At 66.5% G+C, this 11986-nt stretch carries 4 protein-coding genes and 1 pseudogene; 2 read left to right on the forward strand and 3 right to left on the reverse strand.

Annotation, left to right across the window (positions count from 1 at the left end; translation table 11 throughout):
- The first annotated feature begins 603 nt into the window (after nt 1–603).
- Complete coding sequence (locus tag ACIQ7M_RS39875) at nt 604–810, forward strand: hypothetical protein (protein WP_403653750.1); 207 nt, start codon at nt 604–606, stop codon at nt 808–810.
- A gap of 59 nt (nt 811–869) precedes the next feature.
- Nucleotides 870–1826 carry a hypothetical protein gene (locus tag ACIQ7M_RS39880; RefSeq protein ID WP_403653753.1) on the forward strand — a complete coding sequence of 319 codons (957 nt, stop codon included), beginning with the start codon at nt 870–872 and terminating at the stop codon, nt 1824–1826.
- Between the two features lie 172 nt (nt 1827–1998).
- Here ACIQ7M_RS39880 and ACIQ7M_RS39885 read toward each other — a convergent pair.
- The 3 genes and pseudogenes from ACIQ7M_RS39885 to ACIQ7M_RS39895 all read right to left on the reverse strand — a co-directional run.
- Nucleotides 1999–2203, reverse strand: a pseudogene (locus ACIQ7M_RS39885) (LexA family protein); the annotation flags it as partial.
- A gap of 1344 nt (nt 2204–3547) precedes the next feature.
- Nucleotides 3548–4114, reverse strand: coding sequence for a hypothetical protein (locus tag ACIQ7M_RS39890; protein WP_403653756.1), 567 nt, complete (start codon nt 4112–4114; stop codon nt 3548–3550).
- Nucleotides 4115–4208: 94 nt separating this feature from the next.
- Complete coding sequence (locus tag ACIQ7M_RS39895; RefSeq protein ID WP_403653759.1) at nt 4209–11975, reverse strand: SpvB/TcaC N-terminal domain-containing protein; 7767 nt, start codon at nt 11973–11975, stop codon at nt 4209–4211.
- Between the last annotated feature and the right edge of the window lie 11 nt (nt 11976–11986).

Genomic DNA, 11986 nt, shown 5'->3' on the forward strand with positions numbered 1-11986 from the left:
GCAGATGCTCCCCGTCCTGGACGAACTGCTCCTGGAGCGTGGGCTCGTGGTCCGGCTCGGGCCCGACGCTGTGGAGGATCTTGGCACGGGAAGGCCATGGGATCTGCTGGCCAGCTCTCCGACTCTGGCGAGGTCGCCACGCCGGGCGAGGTAGTCGGCCATGGAGGCATGGTGGATCGCACGGGCATGCTCTCTGGCGCAAGACCGATGTCCGGGGGTAAGCCCGCATGTCGAAGATGCCGTGTGCGACGGGCATCCGGGTTCCTGGTGGCCGTCTGACGTGGGAGACCTCGACCGCCAGCACGCTCTCGCTGGCGCCGATCTGGGGGAACTGCTGGTGAGGGCAGCGGCGGCCGGGGAACTCCAGCGGGCAGCGTGAGAGTTGTCGCTTCCCCTCGTCGCGCGGGGCGGTGACGGCCAGATCGTCGGAGTACTGCTGGGTGTCCCCTCGGGCACGGTCATCTCCGGACTCGCCCGGCTTCCGGTCACAAGGCAGCAAATCCTGATGCCGATGCTGGTGTACGCCAAGCGTAAAGCGGTCGCCGTGGCTGGGATGCCCGCAGTCGCGGGATCGGGGCCGCGCTGATCGCACGGTGCATCCAGGTGTATTGGCAGCTGGACTGCACCCTGTTGTTCGACGAGTTCGACACCACACGCGCTCTGGGGCCCTACTACACGCGGCAGGGCTTCAGTGTTGTGAAGTCCGGGCAGAGCATCGACGTCGGCACCCTGCTCGCCGACATCCCCCTTCATCTCGGTGCCGGGCCGGGACAGACCTTCTTCCACCAGTGGCGGACACACGACACGTAAGAGCCCTGGCCAGTGCAAATCGAGGTGTTGGCGGGGCCCTCGAAGGCGATGATGGCGGCATGGACGATCCATCGCAGGAAACGCCGCCTACCCGCTCCGGGGCTGCCGCTTCGAGCAGCTGTGCCGCAATGGTCGCGGAAGCGCTGCGCTTGGCCGCTCCGCGTGAGCGCACCGTCGACGACCATATGTTCCGTGCGGGGCGCACGTCGTTTCGGCTGCAGCTATTCACGGCGCCGGGACAGCGGGCGGTGGCGGTGGCAACCCAGGCCGAGGATGAGAGCCCGAGCCTGACCAATGAGGCCGAGTCGTGTGCAGCATTGGTGTGGCAGCAGCACTGCCCCGGCCAGGAACTGCCGCCGGTGTGGATCCAGCGACAGTTCCCGGGCGCGTTCGGCGAAGAACCGGACTTCCAGTTGGTCACCTTCGGCGAGAGCGAGCAGCATCAGCTGCACCAGCCGCACTGGTGCACGATCAGCACGGAGCAGATCGTGCACCTGCTCGGCGGACCGGTCGCTGAAGACCGCGGCGAGGGATACGTGCCGCCCGAGCCGGAAGCAGAACGGGAACCGCGGTTCGAGGTGATCGAGCTGCACCGCTTGGCGCAGTCCCACCCGTTCCGCGAAGACTGCATGTCCAACAGCCCGGCCGCTGCATCGTCGCGGAGCTGGACAGACCGTCTCTTGCGGCCGAGCTGCTGCTGGTACCACTCGGGCGACTGGCACCGGGTCAACGACATGGCGCTCACCGCGCTCTCGCGCGCGCGAGACGAGGACGTGAAAGCGGAAGACATGAGGCGATACGCCGATGCCTACGCTGCTGCGGCCGGCGCGAGCAAGTGGGAACGAGCAGCGCTCTATTCCCTGTACTGCCCGCCCGTCGCCATCCAGCCTTCCGGAGACGACTACATCAGCAACGGCTTCATCAACGGCCAGCACCGCGTTCAAGCGATGCGGGACGCCGGAGTGGCCCGGACGGTCGTCCTGCGCCTCGTATGGCCGGACAGTCCAGCTGACTAGAACCCCGGAGTCTTTACCTCAAGCAGCGAGGGCGTCCAACAACGCCTGCACGGCACGCCCGCGGTGGTGCTCGGTGGCGACGCGCCCTGAACAGATCCAGGGCGCGGCGGGGGACCAGTCCGGTGCGGTAGCCGACAGGCAGCGCGGTCAGAGCGATGACTGGTCGGCGGCACGCTTCCTCGGCGAGGATCGGGCCACCGGCGGCGATACGGCCGACGAGCGGTACGTAGGACGCGGCCGGCTTGCCCGCCGTGTCCGTCGGCTGCACCGAGGACTGGTCCGAGCCCCGCACCTCGTACGCGCGGCCGGTGCGGGTCGCGCCGCAGGAAGCCCTTGCGCTCCAGCGCCATGAGCTGGTGTGCGGCCGAGGAGGCGCTCTCTTCCTGCTCACCACCGTCTACGGCCCCGCCGCCGACCCTTCCTGGGCGAAGGGGTTCCGCATTCCCAGCGGGGTGATTCCCCTGCTCCGGAGCAAGTACGAGGGAGGCGACCTGTGGCAGAGCCGAGACAGCGGAGAAGCTGGGAGCGAACCTTTCGACAGGGGCTAACAGCCAGGGCCTCGGCGTAGTCACGTTGCATCCGATTTGTGATCACCCGAGGCCGAGGAGTGCGAGGGGCCATCGGGGATCGCGGGCGTTGCGTCGCAGGCCCGCGACGCAACGTGGGAGCACAACGGTCTCTTTAAAGCGGGTCGCCGCAACTCCTACAGGTGTCTTCACCATCGTCGTACATAACGCCGCAGCAGTACGTGGGGCCGCCGCTGACTTCAAAACAAGCGCTGCACATCTGAGAATCGTCGTCCCAGTCAGTCGCGTTCTCGACGGGATCGTCACACCCTGTACAGACAAGCGCTGTCACCGCGCGTCACCCCAGTAATCGGAAGAGGTAAACGGAGAGCAGTAATTGCTGTCATGTCGCTCGGAGTAGTCGCTCATGTTGGCCGTCGGCTTACCACAGTTCGGACACGTGGGGTGTTCACCCTGACATGTGCGATTGTTGTGCCCATCGAGTCCACATACCCTGCATGCCATGACGGCAGAGTAGATGAACCTCAGCCGTCGGACTCAGGGCTTTGACAAAGACTGGATGACGTCCGGTTTGTGATCATGCGAGGCCGAGAACGCGAGGGGGCGGCAGGCGTTGCGTGTGTTGCAGCGGAGACCGGCGGCCATGTTCTTGACGCCGCCCAGCCGCATGGCGCCAATGGCGAGATTGCGCCAGGTCGCCATCGCACGGGGTGCATTGCCTGTCCGCAGTTGGGAGGCGTCCTCGGCGAAGGCGGTGTCGCGGACGCAGTCCTCGCAACCCGGAGCCGGCGGGGCAGCGGTCGGCGAGCCAGCCGTCTACCGTCCGATCCAGGGGGGTCGCCGTCCACGTGCGAGAGCAGGCGGCGCACCGTTGCCTCGGCTGGCACCAGCCGCCTGGGCAGCATCAGATCGGGCGCACACCGAGCCGTTCCAGCAGGCCCGCCACCTCCCCGGGCCCGACGCTGGGCTGCTCGCGGAGCTGGTCAAGGGCAGGCGGAACCGGCAATGATGCGTCGGCAAGCACGGTCTTCCAGGCAGGTCACGGGGCGTAGAGAACTCCATGACCTTGGAAGTCCGTGCCTGTCCTGCCTCAGGGACGCCCACCGATCAAACGAACCGTCACAAACCGAACCAGGGCTGACTAGGCCGAAGCCTTGGCCGTAGGCCCGTCGCGGCGGAACGTTCGCCGTTGACCTATTTCGATGGGTCGGAACAAGATTTAATAGGCTCGACAGCACGCTGATTCTTCAGCATGGCTGCTTTGGCGTTGTGTTCCTTTGACATCCTCAAAAAGATTCTATCCGTGTTTTCTGACTCCTTGATGAGGTGTCCGTCGGTTCGCACCCACGGCACCCCGTTGCTGTCGACGAAATTGATCATCCCTACAGATGTGCTGGAATTAACTGGTTCTTCGATGGGTGCCGAGTCGGAGGCGTATCCTTCCGTGACGTCCGTCGCAGAGATTGAGATTCCCGAGCAAGGGTCGATCGTGTCAATAATCACTGCGTAGAGGCCGACTTGATTCCAGAATTTCCATTCTGGATCTCCATAGTTGGGTGTCAGGTCCGCTTGCTTGACAACTATATAGACGAGTGCCTCCGTAAGTGGGTCAGCGGAACGATTGACGACGTGCATCAGGCCTTTCTCGTCGGTCCAGTAGTTGACCAGCGAGGCCTGGCTCTTCTCCTCGTTCTCCGAGTCTTCCTTTGACTGAGTCAGCGTTTCACTGGCGTCGACCGTGAGGACTACAAGGCCCGGCACGCGGTCGAGTGCGGGATCAACCGGCTCAAGCGCACGTCGATCCGTCGCGCGCGGGCCGGAACGAGAGTGAAGGACGCTTCTGCCGGGAACCGGGCTACTTCGGAATGTTGAGGATGGACACGAACTCGTCCAGTCCGCCTGTCGCCTGCGCCCGAATTGTCAAGGCGATCGGGACGCGCTCGGCCCCCCGGTATACCGGCACGACGGTGTACTTCACGGACTCACCCGCATCCAGGGCCACTTGGACCTTCCTTTCCCACCCGCTCATGATCGGGCTGTTCGCGTACTTCTCGATGGTGGCGAGGCCGCGAAGATCCTTTCCTGTGCCGCCCAGCAAGCGAGCTATTAGGTGGCCCCGTTCGTGGCCGGCAGCCCCTCCGAGGAAGCCGGCGGGCGTCAGCCAATTGGCGGCCGATGTACCGGTGTTCACCATCTCGGGTGTCAGGTAGGCAGCTGCGCCTGTGCTGCGGCCCAGCTTGTCCAGGCCGCCGTAGCGGATCCAGCCGCGTCCGCCCTTTCCAGCGACCTCGATGATGCTCTCCCGGGCCAGGAGCTTGGCGGCCGCTTTGAGACCGCCGCGGCCGAGCGCCTTGACTGGGGCGATGTCGCCTACAGCCATGGCGAAGTGCACGGTGCCCCAGCCGATCTCGCCATGCTTGAAGTAGGCTGCGGCGTCGCCGAGTTCCCCAAGCACGGGTACGAGCGAGGCCGCAGTGCCTGGGCGGTCCTGGTCGATCCTGGCTTGTTTTTCCGCGGCCGCCTTCTGCTCGGCTGCGTAGAGCGCGTCGCGCTCAGCCGCTGCCATCTCGACCTCGCGCGCCATACGGGTCTCTGGGGTCGAGGCGTTCTTGAGCGCGGTATCGATGTTGGCCATGAACGTCTCGGCTGTGTAGTTCGGTAGCTTGGCCTCGCCGGTCGCCACGGCAGTGAGGAATTTTCGGTTTTCCTCGTTTGTCTGCTCGACGACGCTGCTGGTCTTGGTTTCGGCCTCCTGAGGGCTGACCGGTGGTGGGCAGCTCGCCACAGTGGGATCGCAGGTCTGGTAGCCGTCGCGGTCGACGAAGCAGACCGGATTGTTCCGGCAGTACTGGTAGGGATGTGGCCCGTCGACCAGTCGGGCCGGGTCGCAACTCGTCCAGCGAGTCAGCCAGGGTGCGTAGTAGCGGGCGCCGTGATAGTTGAGGCCATTTTCCTCGTCTCGTTCTTTCCCAGTGTGGCGGTACCGCTTCGGGGTCTCGGCTGCACTGCGGGTGGACTGGAGGGATGTGCTCCCGTAGGGGGTGTACTCCTCATAGGTGATGATCTTGGCTTCGGCATCCAGTTCTACGGTTGCGGAGCCCAAGTGGTTGCCGAGCTGATAGCGCGTCAAGGTCTTCGGGGTGCCGTCGTCTATCGCGTTTCGGGTTTCTATCAAGGCGATGCGCTGCTCGGCGGCCGCGACGTGGAGGGTCTCTCGGAGGAGCCCGGTGTACGGGCCCGCGTGGCGACGGTAGGTCTCGAAATCGCCGAGGTAGACGCGCTCGTCCACGGGGACGCCCATGGCCGTCTCTGTCACCTTGCGCACGCGTCGGCCGGCCGCGTCGTAGACGTAGTACGTTCGGTTTCCGATCGAACCGGGTGCGTTCTCCGACTGGCGTTGTGTCATCCGCAACTGGTCGTGGAAGTCGTATTCCATGAGGGGCAGGTGAGGCATCGACGTCATGTTGCCGTGTGCGTCGTAGGTGTACGGCTCCGTCGTGGTTGCGACTTCACTGTTTGTCAGGCGGTTGTTGAACGAGTTCGCCTCAAGCAGGCTGGGCTCGCGGTAGTTGTACGTGCGCGCCCACGACTGCGCTCCGGGACAGTTGTCGTGGTGCCGCATCGCCTGGAGGTTGCCCACCGCGTCGTACTCGTACGTCTCGCAGTAGCGGCCGGTGGCGCTGCCGTCCATCGGGTGGGGCAGTCGGATGCGCAACGCGTCATCGGGGGAGTGGGGGACCCTCATTCCTTGGGCCAAGTGCTCGCGGCCGGTGGCACAGGTTAGGCGGTAGAGCGGGTCGTACGTGTATTCCGCGTGAGGTTCGACGCACCGGTTGCGGAAGAACAGGGTTTGCTGCGCGTCGTCCCGGATGTATGTGAGGTTGCCGACTGGGTCGTATGTGTAGTTCAGGCTCTGCAGTTTGGTATTGGGGCGTGTGCTGAGCAGGGAGGCCAGGCGGGAGGTGAGGCGGTCGTATGTGGTGTCCGTGATGACACCGTTCCCGTATGCCACGCGGGTACGGCGGCCCTTCGCGTCGTAGTCGATGTTCTCAACTACACGTTCCGTGACGGTCCCGTGCCGTACGTCCATCTGTTCCAGCAGTCCGGCCGCGTTGTAGCAGGGGATGGTGATGCTGCCGTCGGGCGCTGTCATCGTGGTCGGGCGGTTGCGGGCGTCGTACGAGACCTGGTTTGTGAAGGGCTCTGTTTCCAGAAGGGGTACGAGGGCCGTTTCCAGGGCGGCGGGGTCCAGAGTGCTCATCGCCTGCCACGACAGGGGCTCCTTGTATTCCAGGGCCAGATGCCGTGTGGTCCGCAGGACGTTGCCCTTGAAGTCGTGGGCTTCGACAGTGGCAAGGCCCGCCTGGTCGAGGTGCAACCAGAGGCGGCCGGCGAGGTTGTGATCCGTGCCGTTCGGATGTTCTTCGCCGTACACCAGACGCTCGGCCAGTAGTTCTCGATTCGGGTACGCGGAATCGCTTCCGGCGACGTACAGGCGGACTGGGCGGCGCAGTGGATCGTACTCGGTGCGGAAAGCGTGGCCCCGGCTGTCCCAGGCGCGGATGTCGTTGCCGAACACGTTCGGCAGTGTCCAACGACGTCCGGCCTCCATGCTCTCGGTCCGGACGCGGCGTCCGGCCAGGTCGTAGGCGTCCCTGACGGCCAATCGGTCGCGCGCGTCGTAAACGGCCCGCTGGTTGCCCTCTATGTCCAGGATCAGGCGGGTGCGAAGCAGGATGGGCTTGCCATCGGGCTGGAAGCCTGCGTGCGCAAGTGTCAGGAAGGAGCGTCCAAGGCTGTCGAGGTGCAGGACGGCCGGTGTGTCCGTGTGCGCGGCGGCCTTCGTCGCGGCTTCCTGTTCCGGCTTTCCGAGGGCGCTGCCCTCACCGCGGCTTGCGAGCCACGTCTGCCAGGTGGCCGGCTGTGAGGCGAAGTAGCGGGCGGTGTAGATGGCGATGTCAGCGTCGGTGCGTGGATCGCCCGTCTCGTGCGGGACGTCGGTCTGGGTGGCGTGCGGGGCGACGGTGTCGTTGACGTCATACGTGGTCTGCTGCCACGGGGTGAAGACCGTCTTCTCGTAGGTGTGGTTGGGGTGCAGCGTGGCAACGGCGCGTTGGAGCGGATCGTAGAAGAACACCGGGCTCACCCCCGCCCGCACGTCCGCCTCGAAGCGATGGGTGTGGCTGAAGAATGGCTCGTACTTGCGGACTGGGCTGCCTTTGTTGTTGAAGACGGTCCAGCCGCTGGCGACCCAGCGAGGGTATGCGTCTGCCGCCGTCATCTCAGGGAGGCCGTCCGCGGCGACGACGATCGAGCCGTCGGGATTCCGGCGCGGTACGGGCCCGGGTTCGGCCTGGGCCTTCTGCTGGATCTGTCTGCCGAAGCCGTCGCTGTAGGCGAAGGTGTGCTGGATCGGGGTATGTGCGCCGTCTGTGTCCCGGGCGTGGCGCTCGCGGGCCAGCGTGTAGACGACCGCAGGGTCCCGGCCGCCCGTGCGGACGTGCGCGAAGAGGTCGTACACCAGCCTCGTCGTGGCGCTGCCCAGCAGAGCGTGAGGGTCGGTGAGGGGGTCAGATAGATGATCGCGCAGGAGCGTTTCATCAGGGTCGGGATCGAAGCCGTCCAGGGTGTCGCCGACCAGTTGGCCGCGTTTCCCGTACACCGCCGTACCGACCACCAGTCCGAGAGCGTCGAAGGCGACCTCGGCGTGGTTGCCGTTGGCGTCGGTGACGACGCGGGGCTGCAGGACGCGGTAGTCGTAGCCCGGTACATCTGGATCGACGGTACCGGCCGGAGTGCGTTCGCCGACGGTGATCCGATTGCCGAGCGGGTCGCGGGTTTCTTGGACGAGCAGGTCGTACGCGTCGTACGTGACCGTCGTCGTGTGTCCGAACGGGTCGAGATGTCGTAGTGACGGGAAGAAGTGCTCGCGAGCGTAGGCGAGTTCCCGTACCGCGGTGTCGGCCGTCGCGGGTGAGCAGAGGATCCGGCCTGTCGGGATCCACCGGCCGCCGTCGCCGTCGAGGTCGACATAGCCGCCCTGGTCACCGCTGCTGCCCTGAAATATGACCGCGGCCGGCGGCAGAACGGCGCAGTCGGGAGATGTATAGAGGAACGCCGCCAGTCCCGGGGGGAAGGCCAGTTCATAACTCTCACCGGGCAGGGCGAGAGGCTCCAACTGCTTGTGTTGCAGCAGCGAGAGCGGGTCGTCGCCGCCCGCCTTGCCCATGTCGTCCGGGCGGTACAGCGTACGGACATGCTCGACCAGGCGGCGCCGACGCCCGCCCGCGGGCTCGTCCTGGTAATCGACGTCCCCCTCGCAGAGCAGGATCTTGACCTCCGCGTCCGCCGCCGAGTCCTCGACGAAGTCGGCTGCGCAGAACAGACCGGCGGCACCGGTGGCGGAGTAGCCGGTCAGCTCATACGTGCGGGTCCCCGCCGGGCGCGGGGTGCGGTAGACGTGCGGGAGGTCGGTGACAGCGTTCGTGACCTCATGTTCCGCGTACGTGATCAGTGTCTTCGTCTGCTGCTCCTCCACGGCACGACCTGGGTCGCGGCCGTAACCGACGGCGGCCTCCTTCAGGACGTTGCCGTAGCGGTCGGTCTCCAGCGTCAGCGAGTGGGCGACCCTCGGGTCGTCGGGGCTTCGCTCGAAGTGGCATGTCAGCGTCTCGTGGGGGTGAGGCATCAGGACGGCGTGACGGTTACCTTGGCGGCCCTGCAGCAGGCGGACCGTGAAGTTCTGTTCCTCGACGAGATGAGGGGGGCCGGTCGGCTCGGTGTCGGCCGTCCAGGGGCCGTCGCCGCCGAGGGCATACACCTCCTGGCGCAGCATCGATCCTTTCAGGGCCCGGTACGCCTCGCGGACCTCCTCCTGTGCGAGCCCGTCAGGCAGCACAGTGTCGTCCAGCAGGTACCCGTCCTGGTGGTACTCGTGTGCGAAGACGCGTGAGACGCGCTCCTGGTCCAGGTAGATGCCTGTGTGGAACCAGGTGCGCGTCAGCACGGGCGCGCAGTCCGTGGTCCCGTCCTCCTCGCGGGCGCCGCCCGCAGCTGGGGGGCCAGTCTCTGGCGCATCCGGATTGGTGAGGGCGCGGATGTGCTCGGTGTCGATCTGATCGACTCTGCCGAAGCCGCGGAACTCCCGTTCCTCACCGTCGAAGCAGCCGTGGTGGTAGGCGTATTGGCTCACGAACCGGTTCCCGCTGACCGCGTCGTGCGTCTCCACCCGCTCGACGACGTGGACGGGGAACGGGAGCCTGCTCACCCACGGGTGGCCGGCCCGTCGGTCGCGGAGGAAGAATTTGCCCGACGGGGCGTATGAGATGGCGGTCTCGGCCCCGAGGTTGTTGACGATCCGGTTGAGCAGATGGGGTTTGCCCTCGCTCATGAGGTCCACGTACCGCATCGGACGGGCGGCCGCGGCAGGCAGGGGGCTCGACCAGACCAGGGCAGCCGTTCCGTTTCCCCTGACGTCGACGACCGTGACCGAGGACGAGGAATCGGTCACGGGGAACGAGGCAAGTTCCAGGGACGGACTGCTCCAGCCGTTGCCACACTGGTTGAAGTAGAGCCGGGGACCCGTTCCGTGCAGATAGACGAGGTCGGTGGTGCCGGAGCCGTCGATGTCGACGAGCAGCAGCCTCCGGGGGTCGAACCGGTCCGGCTCGTCGAACACGGGCGCCGCGTCCATCACCACCTTGGCACCGAAGCGTCCGCGGCCCAGATTGGGCCAGTAGCAGATCTCACCGGACCCGTTGATCCGGACGACGTCGGACAGCCCGTCTCCGCTCATGTCCGCGAGATGCAGGGACTCGGCGCCGTCGGTGAACAGCGGGCGGGGGCTCTGTTCCTCGTCGAGCGAGGTCGTGCGGCGGTACGGGGGGCCGAAACCGCCCTCGCCCAGGGACGGGTACCAGACCAGCGAGTCCGACTCGGTGATGAGGAGGTCGGCGCGGCCGTCCCCGTCCAGATCGACCAATCGTGCGTCGGAGCCGAGGACCGGCCGGTTGGGATGGTGGACGAAGGGCCGGAACGGTCCCCAGCCCTCTCCGGTGCGCTCGTGCTCGTACGAGCCGGGATACGGACCGTCGAACAGGACGAGGTCGGGCAGGCCGTTACCCTCCAGATCGCAGAAGCGCACCGAGCCGTCGGCAAGCGACACATTGGGCACCGCCGGTACCGTCTCTGGGGGCCCGAAGTCCACGGTCCGCTCACTGGCGGGGCTCAGATTGCGGGCGTAGTACCAGGCACCTCCGTCCTGCTCGCTGAGGATGCCGGGCATGCCCTCTCCGTGCAGGTCCGTCCACCGGTACCGGGTCTCGTCGACGCCGACGGGCAGCTCTTCGAGCAGGTCGCGGTCCACGTCGTGGACGACCGGGTCGACGACGGGCGCCGTGTACCCGAACTCCACCGGCGGCATGCTGCGCTTGAGGTATCCGCCTTCGCGTCGGTCGTAACCGCTGTGGGTGACGGCGCACAGACAGGCGTAGGGGGCGGTGGCCCCGCACGCTCGTGCACCGCTCACCGGGGTTGTGTACGTGAGGTCCGTGGACCGCACGAGCCGGGGGACGGCGGGTTCGCCGTCGAGCGGGAACCGGTGGAACATCAGGATTCTGCGGCACAGACGGTTCGTCCGCACCTCGAATCCTGCCCGGTAGGAGGAGAAGGGGTCATCACGCAGAGCCCAGTCGCCGGTCTCCTCGGGCGTGGGCGCCTTTTCATCGTGCTCGCCGTAGTCGAAGACGACTTCGAAGAGCCACTTCGCGGCGGCGATGCGCGCAGGCACGAGCCGGGGCTGTCGGCTGCCGTTGCTGTCGAGGAGCGGGATCCGGTTCCCGTAGCGGATGCGCTTGAGGTAGCGGTTCGCGCTCCGGCGGCAGTCGACGGCTGGGCCGCGCCCCAACTGGTGCGGAGCGGTGGCGTCGATGCCCTCACCGTCCTCGCATTTGTACGTGTACACGACGGCGTTTCCGCGGTCGTCCCGGGCCTCGCTGATCAGCCAGGAGAAGACCCGCTCGGGATGGCCGGGCTCGGCGATGCGCGAGCTGCGGTCCGCGCCGAAGAGAGTCAGGACGTTGTCGGCGGACAGACTCCGCCAGTGCACGACGCCGTCCCGTACGCGGGTCCACCGTTCGATCCGTGCGAACAGGCCCTCGACCCGTGGCCGGTAGCGGTGGATCACGTACCGGGGATCCGTCGTCGTGTCGCAGTGGCGTGTGCCGTCGGCGGTCAGCTCCGGCACGAGGTCCTCGGCGTCGGAGAGCGCGTAGACGTCGGCGTCCGGGGCGTCTGGGGCGGCCGGCTCGTAGAGGGGCAGGGCGTCTTGGGTCTTGATCTGGATGTGCGGTGTGCTGATCGACCAGCCGAGGCCGTAGGGCCCGTTGCCGCTACCGGAGTCGTAGGTAAGAGACAGGGCGGGACCGAAGCCCGCCCTGCCCGGGCTGACGGATACGGGGACACTGACGGAACCGGTGCCCGTGACGGGATTGGCCGTGAACTTCTCCCCTATGGCCCGTATCGCGCCACCGCCCTTCGGCAATGTCACCTCCGGCACCGGTGGGGGAGTTGCGCCCGGCGGCTTGGTCTCGGGCGGCTGGGCGGATGTCTTCGAGCGTTCCATGACGGCCGTCC

The sequence above is a fragment of the Streptomyces sp. NPDC096324 genome, assembly GCF_044763015.1.
In the GTDB taxonomy this organism is placed as follows: Bacteria; Actinomycetota; Actinomycetes; order Streptomycetales; family Streptomycetaceae; genus Streptomyces.